Origin of the sequence: Bacillus sp. 1780r2a1 (genome assembly GCA_024134725.1) — a bacterium.
In the GTDB taxonomy this organism is placed as follows: Bacteria; Bacillota; Bacilli; order Bacillales; family Bacillaceae_H; genus Priestia; species Priestia aryabhattai_A.
This window is the reverse complement of record CP099863.1, coordinates 3,558,928-3,583,265: the sequence shown is the minus strand read 5'-3', so window position 1 is coordinate 3,583,265 and position 24,338 is coordinate 3,558,928. Positions and strand designations below refer to the sequence as shown.

Below are 24,338 nucleotides of genomic sequence, written 5' to 3'. Positions count from 1 at the left end.
ACGCCATGATACAAACATATGATGAGGCCTTACAATGGATACATAATCGCTTACGCTTTGGCATAAAGCCAGGCTTAGAGCGAATGAACTGGATGCTTGAACAACTTGATTATCCCCATCAAAATATAAAAGCTATTCATATTGCGGGCACGAATGGAAAAGGCTCAACTGTTACGTATATGCGCCATATGCTTCAAGAAGCAGGTTATAATGTGGGAACATTTACTTCTCCCTATATTGAAACGTTTAATGAACGAATCAGCATAAATGGCACGCCAATTTCAGATGAAGACATGCTTCGCCTTGTACAAGAAGTTAAAGCAGTTGTAGAAAGGGTAGAAGAGACAGAATTTGGCGCTGCGACTGAGTTTGAAGTCATTACGTTGATGTTCTTTTTATATTTTGGCTATCATAAAGACGTTGATTATGTTCTTGTTGAAGCTGGACTTGGTGGTCGGTATGACTCAACAAATGTCGTTGAACCACTGTTAACGATTATTACGAATATTGGGTTTGATCACATGGCTGTATTAGGGAATACGGTAGATAAGATTGCTTTTGAAAAAGCAGGAATCATTAAGTCAGCAGTACCTTTAGTGACCGGTGTAGAACAAAAAGAAGCGATAGAAGTAATTGAAAGCATCGCTCGTGACCATGAGGCGTCGCTAGATCGTTTGGGCAGGGACTTTACAATTGAAAGTTACAAGGTTTTAGAAAATGGCGAAGCCTTTACATTACAAACACCTGTTCATACTTATGAAAATCTTGAACTTGGCATGTTTGGCTATCATCAAGTGAAAAACGCAACCTTAGCGATTCGAGCTTTAGAGATTCTACATCAAAAAGGAGAGCTAAAACTTTCTTATGCTCAGCTAGCAGAAGGTTTAAAAAAAGCACGGTGGAGCGGACGCTTTGAAAAAATTAGTGATTCTCCATTAGTAATTATTGATGGTGCCCATAATCAAGAAGGCGTAGACAGCCTATTGAGTACGCTGCGTCTTCATTATGAAAACAAACGGATTCATATCATTTTCAGCTGCTTAAATGATAAGAGTGCGGAGGAAATGGTGGCAAGTTTGGAAGATATAGCTGAGAGCATTACCTTTACATCATTTGATTTTCCAAGAGCGAGAACAGGCCAAGAACTATATGAGCTCAGCAAGCATCCTAATAAAAAAGTGAACGAAGAATGGCAAGAAGCAATTGAACAAGCTCTTTTAAGTCATGCTAAACCGAATAACTTAATCATCATTACAGGTTCGCTTTACTTTATTTCAGAAGTTCGATCATTTTTACTTCACTCATAAAAGCAAAGGGTGGGCGGGGGAATGAATACTATAATTTAAAGCAGGATGGCTTTTAGCTGTTCAAAGTATTGTCACTTTAATCAATGGGAAAACTGATATATAATTGACATGAATCTAAACGTAAGGAGATTGTGAAAATGAGTAAGGAAAATGAGAAAATAGTGCCGACTAGTAATAAAAATTACACGGGCATTATCTTAACGGTTTCATTAATTGCAAATGCAATTATCTTAGCACTGTTCTTTTCACCAATCGGTTATCAAGGAGAGGTTCACTTTGACCTAACAATCTTTCCGCGATTAAATGCAATATTAAACAGTTTTACTTTTATCTTTCTTGTAGCGGCATTAGTATCAATTTTAAAGAAAAACATTAAAGCTCATAAAGGGTTTATTTTAGCGGCATTTTCTTCAACTCTCTTGTTTCTTGTTTTTTATTTGACATTTCACTATATGTCAACGGAAACAGCAACTTTTGATGGGGAAGGGATTATTCGCCCAATCTATTTCTTTATTTTAATTACTCATAGCTTCTTAGCGGCCGTAGTTGTTCCACTTGCACTGTTTTCAACGGTTTGGGGCTGGACAATGCAAGTAAATAAACATAAAAAAATTGTTCGCTGGACAATGCCTATTTGGCTTTATGTAAGTTTTACAGGTGTACTTGTATACTTGTTTATGGCACCTTATTATTAAAAAACCTTTTCCAATTGGAAAAGGTTTTTTTATTTCAATACTTTATAAGGGTTTCGAAAGTGGATTGAACAAGCAGTGAATCATTAAAATGGATATAAAACTAAAGGTTTATCTTAATAGATTTAAATTTCTATTTTTTAGTATGAGACTGTTGGCTCTGAGGGCTTAATAAAAAAATGCATCATTAAACACAATTATAGAGCTAGTATTCATTATAAAAACAGGTTTAATACAAGAGTTCAATTATCTAGGTTTACGATGAAATCACTTTTATATTCTTTAAACCAATGTATAATAAAGGTAAGTTTAATTGCCTATAAATTGGTAGTTTGGATTAATTGAATATGTAACTTTTTATGAATTTTGGATGAGTGTACAGCTATTATATAGTTATAAAGAATCAGTAGTTAGCAAATGCTATTCATTGGTCCTTTACATATTTAACAGCTTAGAGAACAGGATGTATTGTAAGAATAATAAGCTCAATTTTCATTAGCATCACTCTTACATCAAATAATAGGTATATGCAAAATGTACAATTGGAAAGGAGTGGAAAAATTGATTAAAAAAGTCTTGGGGAATGAAAAAGCATTAACTCTCATTGAACTATTAGGTGTAATCGTTATACTTGGAATTATCGCAGCAATTGCCATTCCAAGTATCGGTGGAATGATTCAAAAGTCTCGTGAGGATGCGGTTAAGTCTGATGCTCTTAAAGTATTAAGAACCGCTCAAGCTTACATTGTATCTAATGATTTTAAAGATCATGATGAAGACATAAAAATCACCAAAAAGCAATTAAAGCCATATGTAGAATTGGAAAGTTTAAATTTAGAACTTAAAGAAGTGATTTACAATGGAGAAACTTACGCAATAGAAGGGTTTGGCGTAGCAGGTAAGAAAATTATTACTTTTAATAGAGCTACTATTAAGGATATACAGTCAAAACATAGTAGTAAGGTTACTATAGCAGTAAATCCATCACGTACTTCTGAAAACAATGAGAGAACTTATAAACAATGACTATGCTTTATATTTTCACAATAGGTCTTGTTTTAGGGTCTTTTTATAACGTGGTAGGTTTACGAATCCCCATTGGAAAATCTATCGTCAAGCCACGATCGAGCTGTCCTAAATGTCAACATGTTTTGACAACTCGAGAGCTTCTGCCAGTGCTGTCTTATATAGTGCAAATAGGGAAGTGCCGACACTGTAGTACAGCTATCCCAATTAAGTATCCAATTATAGAGTTTTTAACAGGTATTTTGTTTGTTTTATCTTTTCAATTATATGGCTTTCAGTTAGAAGTTATTGTCGCATGTACGCTCATATCGTTGTTGATAATTATTGTAGTCTCCGATTTATCATACATGCTTATTCCTAACAAGGTGCTTTTGTTCTTTTTACCATTTGTAATTATCCAACGACTCTTTATTCCTCTTACACCGTGGTGGGATATGTTCTTAGGCGGTTTTGTAGGGTTTACTCTTTTGCTTTTAATAAGCTTAATGAGCAAAGGTGGAATGGGAGGAGGTGATATTAAGTTGTACGGAGTTCTTGGTTTAATTCTTGGTTGTAAGCTTATTGTCCTTTCTTTCTTTTTGGCTGCATTAGTTGGTACAAGCGTTGGGTTACTTGGTATGGCAATAGGGAAAGTTCAACGTGGAAAGCCAATTCCATTCGGCCCTTCAATCGCAACAGGAACGCTTGTTGCATATTATTATGGAGATGTTCTTATCAACTGGTACTTTACATATGTATTTAACATATGAAGAAGCTTCTTATTACACCTCATCAATTAGAAATAATATGTGAAAGCTCAAATAAATGTTTCTTGAAAATATCTAGTTAGCAAGCTATCATACCCAAACTTAAATAGTTAGATTTAGTGACTATTAGACCACATCCCATTTCCTCTATAGAACAAGTAATCTTCACCAATATTCTGTTATCCTTAATTAGCAAATTTGCGTAATAAAACTCCATTAATCGACATAATAAAAGTTTATAAACAAAATCAAACACGAGGGAAGTATAACTAAAGTCCTGGATGTTCTTGTTGTTTTTATGATTGTGATCTCCTTAGTATTTATAGGTATATAGATTTAGTTCAATTGTTAAAATATGATATGGGATTACTTGTATAAGAAGAGACATTAGGATCTTTACCACCTTAACTGGTGGTCGACAAAATTAAAAATTCTGTAATAAAATAGCGAAACCTTTTATAACAAGACGACAAATGTCTTGTTATTTTTTTTATCGTCTATGATAGCATGGTAAAAAGTGTATGTGTTAGGCAGCAAAGGGTGGTGAAAAAGTGGACAAGCAAAATCCAAAAGTTACGGTCAAAATTAATGGTAAACAAAAGAATATACAAGATACGACTGCACCTAAGGAAAAGGAAGAAGACGTAGTATGGGTTCTTCCAGAAAAAATCGAGATGTCTGAGCGCAAAGTCGTTTCAATTGAAGAAGTGCGCAACGAAAAGAAAAAGCAGCCCAAAAAGTCCAAAGAGCCCAAAGAGCCCAAAGAGCCCGTAGGTAAAATAACCATCAATAAATCATCGTTCTCAGCAGTGAGGAAATTCATTGTCATTGTAGGATTAGCAGTTACCGTCGGCGTAGGATTTGGCATGTTTGGCTTAAATACGATTACCAATGATAAGCAGCCCACTCCGGTCAGTAAAACTCCATCGGCAGTTGCGGTTAATTCTGAAGTGACTAATCAGCCGGAACAAACAAGTGCGGTTAAAAAAGAACCAAAAGAAAACGCAAAGTCTTCAGCAAAAGCAACGGTTGATGCATTCCAAATCTATATTGTACAAGCAGGTGTTTTTTCTTCAAAAGAAGCAGCGAATAAAGCAAAAGAAAACCTAAGTGGCGAAAGCGTTGTTTTTGGAAAAGATAATACTTACACCATTGTCATAGGAGCTAGCACAAGTGAATCAAAAGCAAAAGAGCTGAGGGATACCTATAAAAAAAGTAGTGAAGATGCCTATGTAAAATCATACGAGATGAAAGGTGCTGCTCAGCTGGCAGAAAGTGACGAAAAAGTAATGTCAACTCTACAACCATTTATGGCTAACGTAATGGATCAAGTAGGAAAAGCAGCGGAAGGAAACAAAGTATCAAGCGTAAGCGAGGTCAAGAAAGAACTGGATAAAATCCAAGAGCAAACGGATAATAAAGAGATAGGAAAGTTAATTAAAACATTGGAACAATCGGTTTCTTCACTTGAATCATTTAATCAATCAAGTAAAAAAAGCGATAGTGATGAAGCGACTAAGTATTTGCTAACGTCTCTTGTTCAGTATCAGCAAATCATTAAGAAGTAAGTCAGGTGGCCTCGCTACCTGATTTGTTTATTGTAAAAAATGGTTAATCTTGTTAAAATTGAGTTGTGTTCTTTTTTTCAAATATTCGAAGTGTAAAGGTTGAGATCAATGAACAAAGAATTAATATTAGCCTCTGGCTCTCCTCGTCGTAAAGAACTGCTACAGCAGCTTCACATTCCTTTTTCCGTACATGTAAGCAACGTTGATGAAAAAGTTAATCCAAACTATTCACCGTCTGAGGTGGTGATGGATTTAGCATTGCAAAAAGCATCTGATGTTGCAATGCTGTATCCCAATCATATTGTACTAGGTTCCGATACGGTTGTTGTCTACAAAGACATTATTTTAGGAAAACCAGCTAGCGAAGCAGAAGCAGTTCAAACCTTAGAGATGCTTTCAGGAAAAAAACATCAGGTTCTTACAGGAGTAGCTCTTGTAGAAGGTGAGCAAGTTCAGACATTCTATGAAAAAACAGATGTTGAATTTTGGTTATTAACAGTAGATGAAATTACGCAGTACGTTCGAACGGGTGAGCCAATGGACAAGGCAGGCTCGTACGGTATACAAGGCCTAGGAGCTGCGTTTGTCAAAAGCATTCAAGGTGATTACTTTTCTGTTGTTGGTCTGCCATTGTCTCGTACAATAAGAGAACTGAGAAAGCGTGGTTTCGCCTACTCCAATTGAGGAGGGAACCCATTTGATGAATGAATCATTAATGATGAAAGATTTTCCATATGAAGAAAGACCAAGGGAGCGCCTTATGCAAAAAGGTGCTTCCAGCTTATCAAATCATGAACTTATCTCTATCTTGCTTCGAACAGGAACGAAAGAAGAATCCGTTTTTCAACTAGCCAATCGAATTCTGCGCTATTTTGATGGATTGGAGCTATTACAAAATGCAACGCTGGATGAAATGGTGAGAATGAAAGGAATTGGACAAGCAAAAGCGGTTCAGCTTATGGCTGCAATTGAACTCGGAAAGCGGATGGCTCAGGTGAAACCAGGAGTAAAGTACGCTATTCGAAGCCCAGAAGATGGAGCAAATTACGTAATGGAAGAAATGCGTACATTACTTCAAGAGCATTTTGTCTGCCTTTATTTAAACACGAAAAACCAGGTTCTTCATAAACAAACCATCTTTATTGGTAGCCTCAATTCATCGATTGTACATCCTCGTGAAGTCTTTAAAGAAGCTTTCCGTCGCTCGGCAGCCTCTATTATTTGTGTACACAATCACCCTTCCGGAGACCCTACACCTAGTCGAGAAGATATCGATGTGACTAAACGCTTGCAAGAGTGTGGATTAATCATTGGTATTGAACTTTTAGACCATTTAATTATTGGGGATCGAAAATATATTAGCTTAAAAGAAAAAGGATATATGTAATGCTATGCTTTTTAATTTCCTTGAGTTATAATAGTAGTCATGATTTTAAATGACAAGTTCTTTACAATCATCGGTTATTAATAGACAAAGTATGAAAATATATCATACAATATTTGGCGTTGACATCTATAAAAGAAGTATAGAAAATAAAAAATGTTATTAATGAAATGGTGAAATCGACTGAGAGGGTTTAGCCTTTGCATTTCGGTAAGAGAAAGGAAGAGACACATGTTTGGAATCGGTACTAGAGACCTTGGAATAGATTTAGGTACTGCAAATACACTTGTTTATGTTAAAGGAAAAGGAATTGTTGTACGTGAACCGTCAGTTGTAGCATTACAAACAGATACAAAGCAAATTGTAGCAGTTGGTAATGATGCGAAAAATATGATTGGTCGTACACCTGGAAATGTTGTAGCACTTCGTCCTATGAAAGATGGCGTAATTGCTGATTATGAAACAACAGCAACAATGATGAAATATTACATCAAACAAGCACAAAAAACAAAAAGTTTGTTTGCTGGCAAGCCTTATGTAATGGTATGCGTACCATCAGGAATTACGGCTGTTGAGAAACGCGCGGTTATTGACGCAACTCGCCAAGCTGGAGCTCGTGATGCTTATACAATTGAAGAACCATTTGCAGCAGCAATCGGGGCAAATTTACCTGTTTGGGAACCAACAGGAAGCATGGTGGTTGACATTGGTGGCGGTACTACAGAAGTAGCAATTATCTCATTGGGTGGTATTGTAACATGTCAGTCAATCCGTATTGCTGGAGACGAAATGGATGAAGCAATCATCCAATATATTCGCAAAAATTACAATCTTATGATTGGTGAACGTACGTCAGAAGCGTTAAAAGTTGAAATTGGTTCAGCAGGTATCCCTGAAGGAATCGATAACATGGAGATTCGTGGACGTGACTTATTAACTGGGTTACCGAAAACAATTGAGATTTCGGCAGAAGAGATTGCTGATGCGTTGAAAGATACGGTTGCAGCTATTGTTGATTCAGTAAAAGGTACGCTTGAAAAAACACCACCAGAATTAGCGGCAGATATTATGGACCGCGGAATTGTGTTAACAGGCGGCGGTGCCTTACTACGCAATTTAGATCGTGTAATTAGTGAAGAAACAAATATGCCTGTTGTCATTGCAGAAGATCCGTTAGACTGTGTAGCAATTGGAACAGGAAAAGCATTAGATAATATTGATTTATTCAAAAATCGTACAAGCGATTCATATCGCTAAACAGTAAGAGGTGTAAATCGTGCCACAGTTTTTTCTAAATAAACGTCTAGTTATTTTGTTAGTTAGTATTATTGTATTAGTGGCATTGATTGGTTTTTCGTTAAATGGTCGTAAAGATGTAACGTGGCCTGAACAGTTTGTGAAAGACACGGTCGGTCTTGTTCAGGCTACATTTCACCAACCCGCACAGTATGTAGCGGGTTTCTTTGAAAATGTAGGTGACCTAAAACGTACATATGAAGAAAATGAAGTGCTAAAAGCACGCCTTGACGAGCGTATGCAATTAGAAGCGAAAGTAAGTGAGCTAGAAACAGAAAATGATAAGCTACGTGAACAAGTGGATAAAGAAAGCGACCTCAAAGCTTATAGTCCAATCGAAGCAACGGTTATTGCTCGAAACCCAGACCGCTGGCATGACGTTATTGCTATTGATAAAGGGAAAGTTCACAATGTTGAAGAAAACATGGCCGTGATTACGCCAGGTGGACTTATTGGGAAAGTAAAACATGCTTCTCAGTTTACTTCAACGGTTCAATTGATTAGCTCATCCGATCGTACTAACCGCGTATCGGCTAAGATTCAAGCAAAAACACCTGTGTACGGTTTAATTGAAGGATACGACGAAGAAGAACAAGCTCTTTTATTAAGACGAATTCCATTTGATGCTGAAATTAAAGAAAAACAAAAAGTTGTTACCTCTGGCCTTGGGGGCGAAGATGGTGTATTCCCAAGCGGACTTGTTATTGGGGAAATTACAAAGATTGAGCCTGATGAGTACGGTTTAACACAAAAAGCATACATTAAGCCATCAACAGACCTATACGACCTTGACCATGTCATGGTTGCTAAAAGAAGTACAGTGATGTCTGAAGATAGCCTAGAAGTAGAGGAGGAAGAGTGATGAAACGCTTCCTCTTACCTTTCATAATTCTAGTTATTTTTATGTTAGAAAGCATTTTTGTAAACTTTGTTGCGATGCAGCCAGCTTTTCGAGACTGGCTTTTATCGCCGCGCTTTGTTTTAATTGCGCTAGTGTTTATGACCATTTATATTAATCGCAAGCAAGCGATGATTTTTGGAATTGTTTTTGGGTTTTTATATGATATCGCCTTTACGGATGTACTGGGTATTTATGCGCTTGGCCTACCAGCCGTATGTTATATCGTGTCACAGCTTATAAAAATTTGGCAAAACAATTTATTAGTGGTACTTTTCATTTGTTTAATTGCAGTTGCAATTATTGAATTTTATGTATATGGCATTAATACAATTATCGGGGTATCCGATATGGTACTGGGGCGTTTCTTAGCGGAACGATTCTATGCGACTCTGATTTTAAATGCAATTTTTGCGGTGATTTTTGCGCTACCTCTACAAAAGTGTTTTCAATACTTTTCACTGTTTTATGCGAAGGAGCGATGATGCTTCAAAAAAAGTCAATTTTCTAGTTCCAAGTTCGTAGAAATGTTGTGATTCTGCGAGTGAAAAAAAGGAATTGGTAAGTCTCTGTCGAAATTATATATTCGTTGAGGTGAGCGTCTTGAATAAACAAAAGCAACAAAATATAACCATTAAAGGAACGAAAGATGGACTAACGCTCCATCTCAATGACGCATGTTCGTTCGAGGAGCTATTAGCTGAACTACAGACGAAGCTTTTGACGAATAAACATGGAGATGACGAGCAGCATGTCACCGTATATGTGAAAGTTGGAAATCGTTTTATTACTGAAGATCAGGAAAACGAGCTAAAGGCGCTCATCGAGAAGAATCGACACTTAGTGGTCAAGCAAATCGATAGTAACGTCATTTTAAAACAGGATGCATTACGGGTAAAAGAACAAGAAGAATTAGTTTCTGTTGCAAAAGTTGTGCGCTCAGGACAAGTGCTTCACGTCGAAGGAGATCTATTATTAATCGGCGACGTTAATCCTGGGGGAACCATTGTAGCAGGGGGAAATCTTTTTATATTAGGTGCTTTAAAAGGAATTGCTCATGCAGGGTATCGTGGTAATAAAACGGCAGTCATTGCAGCTTCAATTATGCAACCGTCTCAGCTTCGAATTGCTGATGTAATTACACGACCCGAAGAAGAGGATAGTGATAAAGAGCAAAGTGTCATGGAATGCGCATATTTAGATGACGCAAATCAAATGGTTATAGACCGCGTTCAAGGCTTAGCGAGTCTACGACCTAACTTGACAAGGTTAGAAAGGAGAATTTGACAGTGGGAGAGGCTATTGTTGTTACGTCTGGTAAAGGTGGAGTTGGGAAAACAACGACATCTGCCAACTTAGGTACTGCGCTGGCGTTAGCTGGAAAGCGCGTTTGTTTAGTAGACACTGATATCGGTCTGCGCAACCTTGATGTTGTGATGGGACTGGAAAATCGAATTATATATGATCTTGTAGACGTGGTAGAAGGGCGCTGCCAACCTCAAAAAGCCTTAATTAAAGACAAACGATTTGAATGTTTGTATCTGCTTCCTGCTGCTCAAACGAGCGATAAGACAGCTGTTCAGCCAGAGCAAATGCGTGAGCTGATTCTTGAATTAAAGCAAGAGTACGACTATGTCATTATTGATTGCCCAGCTGGTATTGAGCAAGGGTATAAAAATGCAGTAGCTGGTGCAGATAAAGCGCTCGTTGTGACAACTCCAGAAGTGTCAGCTGTTCGTGATGCTGATCGCATTATTGGGTTGCTCGAGCAAGAAGATATTGAATCACCAAAGCTTGTCATTAACCGAATTCGAAGTCATATGATGAAAAATGGAGATATGCTTGATGTAGATGAAATTGCTCAGCTGCTTGCAGTTGACCTTATTGGAATTGTAGCCGATGATGAAAATGTCATTAAAGCATCTAATAGCGGTGAGCCTATCGTTATGGATCCATCTAGCAAGGCTTCCATTGCTTATCGTAATATCGCACGACGAATTCTTGGTGAAACCGTTCCTTTACAATCGCTTGATGATGAAGATAAAGGGATGTTCGCACGCATTAAACGATTCTTTGGTGTACGCGCATAAAAATAAAACGTTTGTTTGAAAAGCTTCCGGTATGGAAGCTTTTTTTCGTTTCGCTATTCATCATTTTAATCCTGTCATAACGATACCGGACAAGTCATACATTAAATTGTATAAGTTTAAGGACAAGGAGAATGATGAATCATGAATCGACGTGCTGATGAAATTCGAAAGCGAATTGCTGAGCGTAAAAAAAAGCAGCTGTCTACTGCTAAGAAAATCCCGCATGAGCCACTTCATACGTCATTGATGAGTGAAGAAGAAAAGTATGGATTTCCTGATTATTCACCTATTGAATATACGCCTACTACTAGTGGCGGTGAGCGCTATCCCTTCTTTCGAAAAGAGCGTTTCTTTTTTAAAGTGTTAGCTTCAGCTTGCTTAGTGCTCATCGTAGCAATTTTATTTAAAAGTCCGTCCCCGACATTTGAAAAAGCAAGGACGTACATTTCCACAACAATGGATCAAGAATTTCAGTTTGCAGCAGTTTCATCTTGGTATGAAGACCAATTTGGCAAGCCTCTTACACTTTTACCACAAAAAGATGAACCTAAAATTGATGAGCAAAGCGTTAGCGGAGGTTACGTTATGCCTGCATCTGGAAAAGTGATGGAAACTTTTGAAGAGGATAAGCAAGGCGTAACAATTCAAACAGGAGCTGATTCTGTTGTGGAAGCCATGAGTGAAGGGATTGTTCGCTATGTTGGTAAGCGAGATGGAATTGGTAACACGGTAATTATCCAGCACGCTGATGGCTCTGAAACATGGTATGGACAATTAAAAACGGTGGATGTAAACGTTTATGACTTTGTTAATAAAGGAAAAGAACTTGGCGTAGTGGCAAGTTCAGACGATGGAGAAACAGGCCTCTTTTATTTTGCTATAAAAAAAGGTGAAAAGTTTGTGGATCCTAGTCAGGTGATTCAATTTGAATAGCTACTTATCACTCCTGATGAAAATTCATATTCACCCTCTGTTGTGGGGGGTTTTTATTATTGGGATTTTTACAGCCACAATTAAGCCCTTGATGATTTTATTTGTAATTATCCTAATTCATGAGTTGGGTCACGCGTTTGCTGCTCACCATTTCTCATGGCGAATTAAACGAATTATGCTGCTGCCATTTGGTGGAGTAGCAGAAGTAGATGAACATGGAAACCGTCCGTTGCGTGAAGAGCTAATTGTTACAATTAGCGGACCTATTCAGCATATTTGGCTCGTTGGAGGTGCTTACTTATTTGCTGAGCTTGGTTGGATCCAAGCAGAAACATATGAACAATTTCTCTATCAAAATGCGCTTATATTCTTTTTTAATTTATTACCTATTTGGCCCTTAGATGGAGGGAAGATTTTGTTTTTATGGTGCAGTAGATATGCACCGTTTTTAAAAGCACATGAGCGAATGTTAAAGCTATCAAGTGGATTTTTAGTAGCTTTATGCCTCTATACAGCTATTGTTTATTCAATGCACCTTCACTTATGGATTGTTTTAGCCTTTCTAATTCTTTGTCATTATCAAGAATGGCGTAATCGCCATTTTGTTTACATGCGCTTTTTACTAGAGCGATATCATGGAAAAGAAAGGGCAATTGCTACTTTACAGCCGGTGAATGCGTCTGCAAACGAGCAGATTTACGACGTGTTAAAAAAGTTCAAAAGAGGTTGTAAGCATATGATTGTGTTTCAAGCAAACGGTGAAGCATTGAGAATTGATGAAAACGAATTGCTTCATGCTTACTTTGTGGAGAAAAGAGTGGACAGCTCACTTAACGAGCTTGTATCTATCTATTAAAATCAAGTAACATATAAAGAAGGTAAAGTTCGGCTGAACGCGTAGCCGGACTTTTTTAATTGAACATTTAAAGAAGTGGAGATTGAAACGTGAGAAAATGTATTATTAATGCTGCAACAAAATCGAAGCGCATTGCTGTTATAAATGATGGAGAGCTAGAAGAGGTTTATTTAGAAGAGCAGAATAAGCACCAGATTGTTGGTGATATTTATATAGGGCGAGTTGTGAAGGTTATACCCGGTATGCAGGCCGCATTTGTTGACATTGGTCTATCACAAAATGGATTTATTCATCAGCAAGAGCTCATTTCGTATCGAAATGATTCAGACAGCCAAAAGGACAGCAGGGCAATGTCAGCTTTTATTCGAGAAGGTGAAGCCATTGTTGTTCAGGTGATTAAAGAAGGGATTGGAACAAAAGGACCACGCTTAACCGGTGTTATTGAATTTGCAACAGAAGAGCTTGTTTATTTGCCCGAAGGAAATTATGTGGCAGCTTCGAAAAAGATGGAGGAGCAGGAGCGAGTTAAGTGGAAACAGCTCGGTCAACAGCTCATTGAAAACAAAGAAGGCCTTGTCTTTCGAACAGCTGTGCAATCGCTGACAGAGGAACAGGTAGTGAAAAGAATTAAAGAACTACGGAGGCAGTATCAGCATGAAATTGTAGCAAATAAGAATCAGAAGGCACCAAAGCTCTTAAAAAAAGGCCAAGAGTTTTTGAATTCAGTTGTACAAAGTGTGAGTAAAAAAACAATACAAGAATTTGCAGTGGATGATTTTACCCATTATCAACAGCTTCTTGAAACGTATCCAACATTACCTTTTTACTATTATAAAGGAACTGAAAGCGTATTTGAGCACTACGATATCGATAGCCAAGTTGAAAAACTTTTGAGACGAACGGTTTGGCTAAAAAGTGGTGGCTATATTGTGATTGATGAAACAGAAGCAATGACGGTAGTAGACGTAAATACAGGAAAGTTTAGCGGGAAAAGCTCACTGAGGGAAAACATTTTGCGTGTTAATAAAGAAGCTGCCCTTGAAATAGCTAAGCAGCTAAAGCTTCGCCATATCGGAGGTATGATACTAGTTGATTTCATTAACATGAGTAGCCGACAAGATCGTGAGGTATTGCTACAGTATGTTCAAGATATTGTTAAAGCAGATGAAGTTCGTACTACTGTGGTTGGGTTTACTGAACTTGGTATTTTGCAACTAACGCGCAAAAAGGTACGCGATAGCATTGGTTCTACCTTAACGATGGCTTGTCAGGTTTGCAATGGAACAGGACGAGTGATGGATGCAGAAACCATTGCGTTTCAAATTGAACGTAAGTTATGGGAATATCGATTTTCAACAGAAGAAGCCATTTGGATTGAAACGCGTGAAGATGTAGAAGAACACTTAAAGAAAGATGGTTTCTTTCATGCGTTAGAAGAAATGATTGGACTAAAGTTGTACTGTACGTCAACTCTTTCAGCTTCTCATACGTATCACATTAAATATGTAGGGCAAGAATCTGTCATTCAGGAAAGGATAAGAAAGTAATCTTTTTACGAATAAAGTTACAAATCTAATTGACACTTACCTTCATACTGTAGTAAGATTTAATATGTTGGTTTGTAGCACCCGTGCTACAACCGCTCAGAACAGGTTTTAAGTCCGATATGGACACCTGTGATGGCGAGTCTTAGTTTTTAGAGGAGGTGCAGAGAATGTACGCAATTATCGAAACTGGTGGTAAACAAATTAAAGTAGAAGCTGGTCAAGCAATCTACATCGAAAAACTTGCTGGTGAACAAGGCGAAACAGTTACTTTTGATAAAGTATTATTTGTAGGTGGCGACAACGTTAAAGTTGGTGCTCCATTTGTTGAAGGTGCAACAGTTACGGCTAAAGTTGAAAAACAAGGTCGTGCTAAGAAAATCACTGTATTCAAATACAAAGCAAAGAAAAACTATCGTCGTAAGCAAGGTCACCGTCAACCTTACACAAAAGTTGTTATCGACGCTATCAACGCGTAAGATTAGCATCTGATGATCAAGGTGACAATTTCTCGTAACGCAAACAAGCAAATCGACGGGTTCACGATGAGTGGACATGCTGAATTTTCCGAGCATGGAAAAGATCTTGTTTGTGCGGGAGCATCGGCAGTTTCATTTGGCACTTTAAACGCTATTCATTCAATAACCGGCGTAACGCCAGTTATTAAGCAGGGTGGAGATGGTGGATATCTTCGCTGTGAGATTCCAGAAAATGTTGATTTATCGGCATTGGAGCAAATTCATCTTTTGCTAGAAGGAATGGTTGTGTCTTTGAAAACAATCGAATTAGACTACAGTAAATATATAAAAATTAACGACAATTAAACAGGAGGTGGATGTCATGTTAGTAAGATTAGACCTTCAATTCTTCGCTTCTAAAAAAGGAGTAGGTAGTACTAAAAACGGTCGTGATTCAATCGCGAAACGTCTTGGTGCTAAACGTGCTGATGGCCAATTCGTAACTGGTGGTTCAATTTTATACCGTCAACGCGGTACTAAAATTTACCCAGGTGCAAACGTAGGTCGTGGTGGAGATGATACTCTATACGCTCAAATCGACGGTATCGTTAAATTTGAACGTTTCGGTCGTGACCGTAAAAAAGTATCTGTATATCCAGTAGCTCAAGAAGCATAAGCTGTGAAAAGAAAACTCTAACCTCAATGGAGGTTAGAGTTTTCTTTTTGTAGAATAATTCACCTATTCTCCACTGGAATTTGTTATAATCGAACATATTAAATAACAATGATGCGAGATGTTTTTATCGCCTAGAAGTTACTTATGCTCGAGTCAAAAGTTAGTTAGGAGTGCGAAAATGAAAAAAGAGTGGGATGTTGTCGAAGTATTAAAATATGCTAGGCATGATTGGCTAAACAAGATACAGCTAATTAAAGGCAATTTAGCACTGAATCGGATAGATCGAGCGAACGACATCATCAATACAATCGTGAACGAGTCACAGCACGAATCAAAATTGACAAGCATGAATATGCGTTTGTTCACAGGGTTTGTTATGACTTATCACTGGTATAACCACGCGGTTCGGTTGGAGCTTGAAGTGCTCGGAAACGCTCAGGATTTATCAAAGTACGATAATGAATTATACAGATGGTGCCGTTATTTAACCGGTTTGCTAGAATCTCATATTGATTATCATGCTGATAATTATTTGAGTATTTCATTATGCACAGAAGAGCAGGAACCTCGTTTCTTTTTTGATTTTAGTGGAATACTAACGGATATGCAAAATTTACAAGAACAGCTCGGTAGGTATGAATATGGTCAAATGCTTACATGCGTTGAACAAGAGATGCTTCCAACTGAGTTTAATATTCAAATTAAAATAAATACATGAGTAGATCTCTTTTGTACAAGTGTACAGAAGAATGAACTAGAACGGAGTGAAAGTACATGTTTGTAGATCAGGTCAAGGTATATGTGAAAGGTGGCGACGGAGGAAATGGTATGGTTGCCTTCCGTCGTGAAAAGTATGTGCCAAAGGGAGGTCCTGCTGGGGGTGACGGTGGTCACGGAGCAGACGTTATCTTTGAAGTAGAAGAAGGCTTACGTACACTTATGGATTTCCGCTATAAGCGACATTTTAAAGCAGATCGTGGTGAGCACGGTATGTCAAAAGGTCAGCATGGTCGTAATTCAGAAGCAATGATTGTTAAAGTGCCACCAGGAACAGTTGTGATTGATGCGGAAACAAAAGAAACGGTCGCAGATTTAGTCGAACACGGTCAGCGTGCAGTGATTGCAAAAGGGGGACGTGGTGGTCGAGGAAATACGCGTTTTGCAACGCCGGCTAACCCAGCTCCAGAGCTTTCTGAAAACGGAGAGCCAGGGCAAGAGCGCGATGTTATCCTTGAGCTAAAAGTATTGGCTGATGTTGGATTAGTTGGATTTCCAAGCGTAGGGAAATCAACGCTACTATCCGTTACGTCTGCTGCTAAGCCAAAGATTGCCGAGTATCATTTTACAACGCTTGCACCAAATTTAGGCGTTGTTGAAACAGGAGACAACCGTAGCTTTGTTATGGCGGATCTACCTGGTTTAATTGAAGGTGCACACGAAGGCGTTGGTTTAGGACATCAGTTTTTACGCCATATTGAACGTACGCGTGTTATTGTTCACGTAGTCGACATGTCTGGATTAGAAGGTCGTGACCCTTATGAAGACTATTTAACAATTAATGAAGAGCTACGCCAATACAACCTACGCTTAACAGAGCGTCCGCAAGTGGTAGTAGCAAATAAAATGGATATTCCAGAAGCGGAAGAAAATTTAGCGCGCTTTAAAGAAAAAGTAGGAGAAGAAGTGAAGGTATTCCCTATCTCTGCTGCAACGCGTGATGGAATTCGTGAACTGTTGTTTACGGTTGCTGACCTTGTAGATACAACGCCTGAATTCCCAATGCATGAAGAGGAAGACTTATCAACTCATCGCGTACTTTACAAGCACGAGAAGAAGGAAGTAGAATTCCACATTACGCGTGATAGCGATGGTTCATTTGTATTAGATGGTGAAAAAGTTGAAAAGCTGTTCAAGATGACCGATTTCTCAAGAGACGAATCTGTTCGCCGCTTTGCTCGCCAGCTTCGTGGTATGGGCATAGACGAAGCGCTTCGTGAAAGAGGCGCAAAAGATGGAGATATTGTAAAGCTATTTGAATATGAGTTCGAATTTATCGACTAATCATTCATGTCACAGGGGAGGGGCTTGACTTGGATAAGGCTGATAAGCAGTTTTATTTAGTACGAGAAGATGTATTGCCAGAAGCCATGAAGAAAACGCTGGATGCAAAGCTGCTAATTGAACGTGGAAAATCAGCTTCCGTAGCTGATGCAGTTCAAGAGGTTGACTTAAGCAGGAGTGCTTTTTATAAATATAGAGATACTGTGTTCCCGTTTCAAACGGTTGTGACACAGCGAATTATTTCACTCTTTTTTCACCTGGAAGATCGCTCAGGTACGTTATCTCATTTACTAAGTGTCGTAGCCTCTTCGGGGTGTAATGTGTTAACAATTCACCAAACCATTCCGCTACAAGGAAGAGCAAATGTTACGCTCTCTTTAGATATTGCAAGCATGAAGGTTGAGCTGAACGATTTGTTACGAGAATTAAAAAGGCTTGCATTTGTAGACAAGGTTGAAGTCCTTGGTTCAGGTGCTTAACTAGAAAGCAGACATAGACAGGAGAGAGAAGAATCGTGGGGAAAGTAGGATATTTAGGACCAAAAGCAACATTTACACATGTAGCAGTTCAAGAAGTGTTTTCAGAATATGAGCAGATTCCCTTTAAGACTATTCCATCTTGTATTGATGCGGTGTATAACGAAGACGTAGAGTATGGAATCGTTCCGCTTGAAAATGCATTAGAAGGTTCCGTTAATTTAACACTTGATTATTTAATTCATGAGCATCGCCTTCCCGTGGTAGGTGAGATTGTTTTACCGATTCGTCAGCATTTAATGGTTCATCCTAATCATGCAGACAAATGGGAAGAGGTTAAGACTGTGTATTCACATCCTCATGCCATTGCGCAGTGTCATAAGTTTTTGTACGGTAGCTTGGGACATGTTCCGGTGGAAGAAATGACATCAACAGCATTTGCTGCAAAGTACGTTAGCGAGAACCCAGAAGAAGTAGTCGGTGCAATTGCCAACGGATTAGCTGCTAAGGAGTATGGGCTTCATATTGCACGCCCCAATATTCATGATTATGATCATAATACGACTCGTTTCGTCGTGCTCCATAAAGACCGAACTCGCGCTGTGCCATTTGAGCAAGAGAATGGCTACAAAACGACTTTAATGATTACATTACCATCGGATCAAGCTGGAGCACTGCATCAAGTACTGTCTGCATTTGCATGGCGTAAGTTGAATTTATCTAAAATTGAATCAAGACCAATGAAGACAGGACTAGGAAATTACTTCTTTATTGTCGATATTGAACAAGAAATGGACGAGGTGCTAATACCAAGCGCTATTGCTGAACTTGAAGCACTTGGATGTAAGGTAGCTATTCTAGGAAGCTACCCACATACGTTACTCGACCGAAAAATCCCGCTATAAAATATAGCGGGATTTTTTATTCACTCTTTAATAAGTAGCCAGCTTGCTCAAGTGCTTCGCAGGCTGCATCAAGCTTCTGAATAGTGTCAGCTTCAAGTGTATGAAGGTGAGTACCTTCTGTTAATTGCGACAGATACGTTGCATTTGTTTGGTTAATCTTTTGTAAAAAGGCTTCTACATCTTTACGAGTTTGAACCATCATTGAAGCCGTGAGTTCTCCGTACACGGGATGTTCAATGGTTACGTCTTTTACGCATACTCCATGATCTACAATCATAAACAGCTCTTTTTCCGTATCTTCAGGTGCATGATGACAAGCAATAATTCGTTGCTGAGAGGATGCCTGGTTAGGAGATTGCATATAAATATAGCCTTGGCTTGTAGCTAGAATGGGTTCATTACGGGCCTTTAAGAGCGAGATATCTTGCACAATTACCTGTCTGCTTACCTTTGTTCTCTTTGATAGTTCACTGCCCGTCATAGGCTGTTGCTCAGTTTTTAACCATTGTAAAATGAGCTCTCGTCGCTCTTCACCTAAAACTTTGCGTTGATTTTCTGACATGCTTTTACCGCTCCTTCATAATCTCTTTATGTAATAAATGAAGCACCTTCATTAGTTCATCCAAATCTTCCGTAGTTGTATGCAAACTAAAGGAAATACGAATAAAATTTTTGGCTTGCTCGGGGCTTTTTCCAATAGCTAGTAACGAACGAAGAGGGGCTTGTTTATGAACTGTACAAGCACTGCCGGTTGCTACTGCGATATTGTGACGATTACATTGTAACATAACATACTGACCTTGTACGTTGCGGAACGTTAGTCCAATGATGCCTGGAAAATGAGCGGGACTATTTGCTTCCATCTGAACAAACCCTTGTAAGCCCTCAATTTGTGTAAGTAAATACGATTTTAAGTTCTCAAAGTGGTTGTAAGATTTTTTTAACTGGTTATGGGCATGTTCTGCAGCTGTCGCAAAGGCTACAATCCCTGGGACATTCATAGTACCTCTATCGTGTTCTGTAACTAAATTAATTAGGTTAGAAATGCTTTTACCAGAGGCTGGGCGAATGTAAACAAATCCAACTCCTTTAGGACCATATAATTTATGACTCGCTACAGATAGACTATCAATGCTTGCTTTTTCAACGTCAATTGGTATTTTTCCAAATGACTGCACGCAGTCACAGTGAAACCAAATACCGTGTTCTTTTAGCAACTGTCCAATAGCTTGGATTGGCTGAATGGACCCAAGCTCGTGATTGACATGCTGAATGGCTACAAGAACCGTATCTTCTTGAATTGCTTGTTTCAAAGCTTCTATTGATACAACGCCAGCTTTATTAACCGGTAGATAAGTAATGGTGTAACCAACTTTTTGAGAAGAAGAAAGCGCTCGTAAGACCGAAGCATGCTCTAACGAAGTCGTTATAATATGTTTTCCTCTATGTTCCGTACGCTGAAGAAGAGATTGAATAGCCAGCATATTGGACTCTGTTCCTCCGCTTGTAAAGTGTATACCTTGCGTATCTCCATTTATAAAAGAAGCGAGCTTGTGTCGACATAAAGAAAGCAAGTCCCCTGCTTGAGTACCAATCGTATGTAGACTGTTCGCGTTTCCATAATAAGATATAGCAGCTGTGTTATATGCTTCGATTGATTCCTTACTCATAGGCGTGGTTGCCGCATAATCAAGATAAACCATAGCTTTCCCTCTTTTCTTAAAAATAAAAAATATCTTGTCTTTTATTTAATAATATGTAAATATAGGTGTCAAGACACATGTAAAGTTAATGTCTTATTTTTTGTTTTGAAAATGAACAGAAGTATAAGAGGTGAAGCATGCATAAGACGGACGTATTAATTATTGGGAGTGGATTGGCAGCTTTAGCTACGGCTTATGCTTTGTATCCATATAAAAAAGTCACGATGGTAACAAAGGGGCGTATAGAAGAAAACAATTCTATATTGGCACAGGGAGGAATTGCAGCGGCAGTAGGAAACCATGATGGCTGGCAAGAGCATGCTTATGATACGTTAGCAGCTGGAAGTAGCCACTGCATTGAAGAAACAGTACATATACTGGCTAAAGAAGGTGTTAGCTGCGTATGGGACTTTATCGCTGATGGAATGAAGTTTGATCAGTTGAAAAATGGAGATTTTCATTTTGGTCGAGAAGGAGCTCATCGATTAAATCGAATCTTGCATGCAGGAGGAGATAAAACGGGTGCTTTGCTATTTTCATTTTTAAAGAAGCGAGTATTACCTCATGTTGAAATCATAGAGCATCAAGTCATTCAGAAGCTAATTTGTGACGACAGAGGCTGCATTGGAGCCATTGGAGAAGGAAGAAGAGGACAGATGCAAGCGTATTTGGCAGAGCACGTTGTAGTGGCTACTGGCGGAATTGGCGGCTTGTATCAGTATACATCCAATCATGTTCATGCCACTGGAGAAGGGGTGATGCTGGCTTATGATGCAGGAGCAGAACTTGAAGATTTAGAATTTATTCAGTTTCACCCTACGCTATTGCGAAAGGGGAATCATGCAGTTGGATTGGTATCAGAGGCTGTGCGTGGTGAAGGTGGTGTGCTCGTAACTGAAGATGGAGAGTACTTCATGAAAGGAATTCAGCCGTTTGAAGACCTATCTTCACGAGATATTGTAGCCAGAGCAGTTTTTGAACAAATGCAAAGAGGAAAAGACGTCTTTTTAGATATTAGTGAGGTAGAAAAGTTTAATGAGCGCTTTCCAACAATAAAAGCTCTTTGTCAAAAAGCAAATATTGACCTTTCTCAAAAAAGAATACCAGTCATACCGGGAGCCCACTTTTTGATGGGGGGAATAAAGGTTAACGAGCATGGAGAAACGACTATTCCTTATCTTTATGCTGTAGGAGAAGTAGCTTGTACAGGGGTGCATGGTGCAAATCGTTTAGCAAGCAACTCGTTGTTAGAGTGTATCGTATTCGGTAGACGAGTAGGGGAACATATCCTATCAACAGAAAGTCGTCAAGTCATAGACTATAAAGTAGACGAGCAAGTTTCAAGGTTTGAGGAATCTTTCACTATGAACCAAGTAGATATTCAAGCGGTTATGATGCAGCACGTAGGGATAATTAGAAATGCAGCTGGTCTACAGGAGGCAATAAATTGGTTTGAACATGAGCTGAATTTGTTAAGGCTTAAAGTCGTAACTTCATATTCAAAGCAACAAAGACAGCGAATGGCAATGCTAAAGCTTGGAAAGCTTATAGCATCTTCAGCGATAAATCGATGTGAAAGCAGAGGCGCTCACTATCGATCTGATTTCCCATATAAGGAACATAGTTGGGAGAAACAAAAGATTATTCATTCTTTAGAGGGTGTACTGGCTTAAATATGCATAATTAATGACAGAAAAGAGGGGATTTTGTGAATGCATTAAAGATTAAAACACTACTTCATCAATTTTTCATTGAAGATATTGGAGATCAAGATTTGACGAGTGAAGCCATTTTTTCACGTCACGAAACGGGATACGCTGAAATTGTTGCTAAGCAAAGTGGGATCTTTGTGGGTGATAGTATTATTGCAGAAGGCTTTTACCTAATAAATCAACAAGCGGAAGTTCAGCTGTATAAAAGAGACGGGGAACATGTTAAAGCTGGGGATATCATTGCAAAGGTTCATGGACCGATCCAAGCAATTTTAACAGGAGAGCGCGTTATTTTAAATCTTATTCAACGCATGAGTGGTATTGCAACAATGACTTTTCAAGCGAGAAAAATGATGGAAGGTACGCACACACAGATTTGTGATACGCGTAAAACGACGCCTGGACTTCGAGGGTTAGAGAAGTATGCTGTTCGCATGGGAGGCGGAGTAAATCATCGGTTTGGCCTATACGACGGAGTCATGTTAAAAGACAATCATATTGCGTATGCAGGTTCTATTAAAAAAGCTGTTTTAAAAGTGAAAGAATCTGTTGGACCAATGGTAAAGATAGAAGTTGAGATAGAGACCCTTGAACAGCTAAAAGAAGCGGTGGAAGCAGATGTAGATGTTATTATGTTTGATAACTGCCGTCCACAAACAATTAAGGAATGGATTTCCCTTGTACCAAATCATATCATGACAGAAGCTTCTGGTGGGATGACGTTAAATAACATAGCTTCATATAAAGACACGGGTGTAGATTATATTTCCTTAGGAGCTCTAACCCACTCTGTGCAGTCGCTTGATATTAGTTTAAACGTGGAGGAAATGAACCATGAACTTGTTTGAAACATTAAAGACTCAGACACTACCCCTTGAATATTCAACGATGTCAGATGAAGAGATGAAAAAAAGAATTAGAGTCATTAAGCAAAGGCTTGGTGATCAGCTTTACATATTAGGGCATCATTATCAAAAGGACGAAGTTTATGAGTTTGCAGATGCGGTAGGAGATTCCTTGCAGCTATCTCAAATGGCCGCAGCAAATAAAAAAGCTGCTTACATCGTATTCTGTGGTGTTCATTTTATGGCCGAAACGGCGGATATTCTAACAACGAGTAATCAACGAGTTGTATTACCTGATATGAGAGCAGGATGTTCTATGGCTGATATGGCCGACATTCAACAAACTGAAAAAGCATGGCCGATTTTGCAATCTCTGTTTGGAGACACAATTGTACCGCTTACGTATGTTAATTCTACTGCGGCGATTAAGGCATTTGTTGGTAAATATCATGGTGCAACCGTGACGTCATCTAATGCAAAAGAAGTGGTTCAGTGGGCGTTTACTAAAAAGCAGCGTATTTTATTTTTACCAGATCAGCATTTAGGGAGAAATACAGCTTATGAACTAGGTGTACCTCTTGATGAAATGGCTATTTGGGATCCAATTGAAAATGAGCTCGTTTTTGATGGTGACATAGAAAACGTAAAAATCATCCTGTGGAAGGGACACTGCTCTGTTCATGAAAATTTCACAGTGAAAAATATTGAATATGTACGTAAAACGCATCCAAACATGAATATTATCGTTCATCCAGAGTGTACGCATGATGTTGTACAGCAGTCTGACTATGCTGGTTCAACCAAATATATTATTGATACGATTAAACAAGCACCAGCAGGGTCAGAGTGGGCAATTGGAACGGAAATGAACTTGGTTAACAGACTGATTCATACTCATGAGGATAAGAAAGTTATTTCATTAAATCCTTATATGTGTCCATGTTTAACAATGAATCGTATTGACCTTCCACACTTGCTTTGGTCTTTAGAAATGATTGATAAGGGAATGCCAATTAATGAGATTAAAGTGGAGTCTGAAGTAGCTGTGCTGGCTCAAAAAGCACTTAACAACATGCTTGCAATGACTTAAAGATACGAAAATAAATGAGAATTGAAAAACAAGCATAAAAAAGATCCTTTCACATACATTTGTGGTGATGGA

The 24,338-nt window shown here is 38.6% G+C and carries 27 protein-coding genes and 1 other annotated feature; of the genes, 25 read left to right on the top strand and 2 right to left on the bottom strand.

Going from position 1 to position 24,338, the window contains the following annotated elements:
• The first annotated feature begins 5 nt into the window (after nucleotides 1-5).
• The 22 genes from NIZ91_18100 to pheA all read left to right on the top strand — a co-directional run bounded on the left by NIZ91_18100 (nucleotide 6) and on the right by pheA (nucleotide 18,916).
• The gene (locus NIZ91_18100) at nucleotides 6-1,307 is read left to right on the top strand and encodes a bifunctional folylpolyglutamate synthase/dihydrofolate synthase (GenBank protein ID USY54624.1); all 1,302 of its coding nucleotides are present in this window, start codon (nucleotides 6-8) and stop codon (nucleotides 1,305-1,307) included.
• A 137-nt stretch (nucleotides 1,308-1,444) separates the two neighbouring features.
• Nucleotides 1,445-2,002: a DUF420 domain-containing protein gene (locus NIZ91_18095; protein ID USY54623.1), complete on the top strand. Its 558-nt coding sequence runs from the start codon at nucleotides 1,445-1,447 to the stop codon at nucleotides 2,000-2,002.
• A gap of 549 nt (nucleotides 2,003-2,551) precedes the next feature.
• Nucleotides 2,552-3,025 carry a prepilin-type N-terminal cleavage/methylation domain-containing protein gene (locus tag NIZ91_18090; protein USY57221.1) on the top strand — a complete coding sequence of 158 codons (474 nt, stop codon included), beginning with the start codon at nucleotides 2,552-2,554 and terminating at the stop codon, nucleotides 3,023-3,025.
• Complete coding sequence (locus tag NIZ91_18085) at nucleotides 3,022-3,774, top strand: prepilin peptidase (protein USY54622.1); 753 nt, start codon at nucleotides 3,022-3,024, stop codon at nucleotides 3,772-3,774. Before NIZ91_18090 ends, NIZ91_18085 begins: the two co-directional genes overlap by 4 nt.
• Nucleotides 3,775-4,322: 548 nt before the next feature.
• Nucleotides 4,323-5,339 (top strand): SPOR domain-containing protein, encoded by a 1,017-nt coding sequence (locus NIZ91_18080; GenBank protein ID USY54621.1) that lies wholly within the window; start codon nucleotides 4,323-4,325, stop codon nucleotides 5,337-5,339.
• Nucleotides 5,340-5,447: 108 nt separating this feature from the next.
• Nucleotides 5,448-6,023 (top strand): Maf-like protein, encoded by a 576-nt coding sequence (locus NIZ91_18075; protein ID USY54620.1) that lies wholly within the window; start codon nucleotides 5,448-5,450, stop codon nucleotides 6,021-6,023.
• A gap of 16 nt (nucleotides 6,024-6,039) precedes the next feature.
• On the top strand, nucleotides 6,040-6,726 hold the full coding sequence (gene radC / locus NIZ91_18070; protein ID USY54619.1) for a DNA repair protein RadC: 687 nt from the start codon (nucleotides 6,040-6,042) through the stop codon (nucleotides 6,724-6,726).
• A gap of 228 nt (nucleotides 6,727-6,954) precedes the next feature.
• Entirely contained in the window at nucleotides 6,955-7,980 is a 1,026-nt protein-coding gene (locus NIZ91_18065; protein ID USY54618.1) for a rod shape-determining protein, read from the top strand.
• Between the two features lie 19 nt (nucleotides 7,981-7,999).
• Entirely contained in the window at nucleotides 8,000-8,881 is an 882-nt protein-coding gene (mreC, locus tag NIZ91_18060; GenBank protein USY54617.1) for a rod shape-determining protein MreC, read from the top strand.
• Nucleotides 8,881-9,402, top strand: a complete 522-nt coding sequence (gene mreD, locus NIZ91_18055; protein ID USY54616.1) for a rod shape-determining protein MreD — start codon at nucleotides 8,881-8,883, stop codon at nucleotides 9,400-9,402. Before mreC ends, mreD begins: the two co-directional genes overlap by 1 nt.
• Before the next feature lie 118 nt (nucleotides 9,403-9,520).
• Nucleotides 9,521-10,204, top strand: a complete 684-nt coding sequence (minC, locus tag NIZ91_18050; protein USY54615.1) for a septum site-determining protein MinC — start codon at nucleotides 9,521-9,523, stop codon at nucleotides 10,202-10,204.
• A 2-nt stretch (nucleotides 10,205-10,206) separates the two neighbouring features.
• Nucleotides 10,207-11,007, top strand: a complete 801-nt coding sequence (minD, locus tag NIZ91_18045; GenBank protein ID USY54614.1) for a septum site-determining protein MinD — start codon at nucleotides 10,207-10,209, stop codon at nucleotides 11,005-11,007.
• 141 nt (nucleotides 11,008-11,148) lie between these two features.
• On the top strand, nucleotides 11,149-11,940 hold the full coding sequence (locus NIZ91_18040) for a M23 family metallopeptidase (GenBank protein USY54613.1): 792 nt from the start codon (nucleotides 11,149-11,151) through the stop codon (nucleotides 11,938-11,940).
• Nucleotides 11,941-11,956: 16 nt separating this feature from the next.
• Nucleotides 11,957-12,796, top strand: a complete 840-nt coding sequence (locus tag NIZ91_18035) for a M50 family metallopeptidase (protein ID USY57220.1) — start codon at nucleotides 11,957-11,959, stop codon at nucleotides 12,794-12,796.
• An 89-nt stretch (nucleotides 12,797-12,885) separates the two neighbouring features.
• Nucleotides 12,886-14,343, top strand: coding sequence for an Rne/Rng family ribonuclease (locus NIZ91_18030; GenBank protein USY54612.1), 1,458 nt, complete (start codon nucleotides 12,886-12,888; stop codon nucleotides 14,341-14,343).
• An 80-nt stretch (nucleotides 14,344-14,423) separates the two neighbouring features.
• Nucleotides 14,424-14,496 (top strand) — a sequence feature (ribosomal protein L21 leader region).
• A gap of 14 nt (nucleotides 14,497-14,510) precedes the next feature.
• Entirely contained in the window at nucleotides 14,511-14,819 is a 309-nt protein-coding gene (rplU, locus tag NIZ91_18025; protein USY54611.1) for a 50S ribosomal protein L21, read from the top strand.
• 12 nt (nucleotides 14,820-14,831) lie between these two features.
• On the top strand, nucleotides 14,832-15,164 hold the full coding sequence (locus tag NIZ91_18020; GenBank protein ID USY54610.1) for a ribosomal-processing cysteine protease Prp: 333 nt from the start codon (nucleotides 14,832-14,834) through the stop codon (nucleotides 15,162-15,164).
• Between the two features lie 16 nt (nucleotides 15,165-15,180).
• Nucleotides 15,181-15,474: a 50S ribosomal protein L27 gene (rpmA, locus tag NIZ91_18015; protein USY54609.1), complete on the top strand. Its 294-nt coding sequence runs from the start codon at nucleotides 15,181-15,183 to the stop codon at nucleotides 15,472-15,474.
• A gap of 178 nt (nucleotides 15,475-15,652) precedes the next feature.
• A complete protein-coding gene (locus NIZ91_18010) occupies nucleotides 15,653-16,192 on the top strand; it encodes a sporulation initiation phosphotransferase B (GenBank protein ID USY54608.1) in 540 nt (179 codons plus the stop codon).
• Nucleotides 16,193-16,248: 56 nt separating this feature from the next.
• On the top strand, nucleotides 16,249-17,535 hold the full coding sequence (obgE, locus tag NIZ91_18005) for a GTPase ObgE (GenBank protein ID USY54607.1): 1,287 nt from the start codon (nucleotides 16,249-16,251) through the stop codon (nucleotides 17,533-17,535).
• Nucleotides 17,536-17,621: 86 nt separating this feature from the next.
• Nucleotides 17,622-18,014, top strand: coding sequence for an ACT domain-containing protein (locus NIZ91_18000; GenBank protein USY57219.1), 393 nt, complete (start codon nucleotides 17,622-17,624; stop codon nucleotides 18,012-18,014).
• Nucleotides 18,015-18,046: 32 nt separating this feature from the next.
• Nucleotides 18,047-18,916, top strand: a complete 870-nt coding sequence (gene pheA, locus NIZ91_17995; protein USY57218.1) for a prephenate dehydratase — start codon at nucleotides 18,047-18,049, stop codon at nucleotides 18,914-18,916.
• A gap of 16 nt (nucleotides 18,917-18,932) precedes the next feature.
• Here the strand turns inward: pheA and NIZ91_17990 are convergent, their stop codons facing one another.
• Both NIZ91_17990 and NIZ91_17985 read right to left on the bottom strand, forming a co-directional pair.
• A complete protein-coding gene (locus NIZ91_17990) occupies nucleotides 18,933-19,478 on the bottom strand; it encodes a transcription repressor NadR (GenBank protein USY54606.1) in 546 nt (181 codons plus the stop codon).
• A gap of 4 nt (nucleotides 19,479-19,482) precedes the next feature.
• The gene (locus NIZ91_17985; protein ID USY54605.1) at nucleotides 19,483-20,619 is read right to left on the bottom strand and encodes an IscS subfamily cysteine desulfurase; all 1,137 of its coding nucleotides are present in this window, start codon (nucleotides 20,617-20,619) and stop codon (nucleotides 19,483-19,485) included.
• Between the two features lie 137 nt (nucleotides 20,620-20,756).
• Between NIZ91_17985 and nadB the strand changes: the two genes are divergently transcribed.
• The 3 genes from nadB to nadA are packed head-to-tail and all read left to right on the top strand — an operon-like array spanning nucleotide 20,757 to nucleotide 24,266.
• Complete coding sequence (gene nadB / locus NIZ91_17980; GenBank protein USY54604.1) at nucleotides 20,757-22,292, top strand: L-aspartate oxidase; 1,536 nt, start codon at nucleotides 20,757-20,759, stop codon at nucleotides 22,290-22,292.
• Between the two features lie 35 nt (nucleotides 22,293-22,327).
• Nucleotides 22,328-23,179, top strand: a complete 852-nt coding sequence (gene nadC / locus NIZ91_17975; protein ID USY54603.1) for a carboxylating nicotinate-nucleotide diphosphorylase — start codon at nucleotides 22,328-22,330, stop codon at nucleotides 23,177-23,179.
• Entirely contained in the window at nucleotides 23,166-24,266 is a 1,101-nt protein-coding gene (gene nadA, locus NIZ91_17970; protein ID USY54602.1) for a quinolinate synthase NadA, read from the top strand. Before nadC ends, nadA begins: the two co-directional genes overlap by 14 nt.
• The last annotated feature ends 72 nt before the right edge of the window (nucleotides 24,267-24,338 follow it).

Bases quoted from the DNA above. Each gene is read 5' to 3' on its own strand.
- NIZ91_18095 (USY54623.1), top strand. From the start codon at position 1,445: ATGAGTAAGGAAAATGAGAAAATAGTGCCGACTAGTAATAAAAATTAC.
- NIZ91_18065 (USY54618.1), top strand. From the start codon at position 6,955: ATGTTTGGAATCGGTACTAGAGACCTTGGAATAGATTTAGGTACTGCA.
- radC (USY54619.1), top strand. From the start codon at position 6,040: ATGAATGAATCATTAATGATGAAAGATTTTCCATATGAAGAAAGACCA.
- obgE (USY54607.1), top strand. From the start codon at position 16,249: ATGTTTGTAGATCAGGTCAAGGTATATGTGAAAGGTGGCGACGGAGGA.
- rplU (USY54611.1), top strand. From the start codon at position 14,511: ATGTACGCAATTATCGAAACTGGTGGTAAACAAATTAAAGTAGAAGCT.
- NIZ91_17990 (USY54606.1), bottom strand. From the start codon at position 19,478: ATGTCAGAAAATCAACGCAAAGTTTTAGGTGAAGAGCGACGAGAGCTC.
- nadB (USY54604.1), top strand. From the start codon at position 20,757: ATGCATAAGACGGACGTATTAATTATTGGGAGTGGATTGGCAGCTTTA.
- NIZ91_17985 (USY54605.1), bottom strand. From the start codon at position 20,619: ATGGTTTATCTTGATTATGCGGCAACCACGCCTATGAGTAAGGAATCA.
- NIZ91_18010 (USY54608.1), top strand. From the start codon at position 15,653: ATGAAAAAAGAGTGGGATGTTGTCGAAGTATTAAAATATGCTAGGCAT.
- rpmA (USY54609.1), top strand. From the start codon at position 15,181: ATGTTAGTAAGATTAGACCTTCAATTCTTCGCTTCTAAAAAAGGAGTA.
- NIZ91_18000 (USY57219.1), top strand. From the start codon at position 17,622: ATGAAGAAAACGCTGGATGCAAAGCTGCTAATTGAACGTGGAAAATCA.
- NIZ91_18035 (USY57220.1), top strand. From the start codon at position 11,957: ATGAAAATTCATATTCACCCTCTGTTGTGGGGGGTTTTTATTATTGGG.
- nadA (USY54602.1), top strand. From the start codon at position 23,166: ATGAACTTGTTTGAAACATTAAAGACTCAGACACTACCCCTTGAATAT.
- NIZ91_18100 (USY54624.1), top strand. From the start codon at position 6: ATGATACAAACATATGATGAGGCCTTACAATGGATACATAATCGCTTA.
- NIZ91_18040 (USY54613.1), top strand. From the start codon at position 11,149: ATGAATCGACGTGCTGATGAAATTCGAAAGCGAATTGCTGAGCGTAAA.
- NIZ91_18085 (USY54622.1), top strand. From the start codon at position 3,022: ATGACTATGCTTTATATTTTCACAATAGGTCTTGTTTTAGGGTCTTTT.
- mreD (USY54616.1), top strand. From the start codon at position 8,881: ATGAAACGCTTCCTCTTACCTTTCATAATTCTAGTTATTTTTATGTTA.
- NIZ91_18075 (USY54620.1), top strand. From the start codon at position 5,448: ATGAACAAAGAATTAATATTAGCCTCTGGCTCTCCTCGTCGTAAAGAA.
- NIZ91_18020 (USY54610.1), top strand. From the start codon at position 14,832: ATGATCAAGGTGACAATTTCTCGTAACGCAAACAAGCAAATCGACGGG.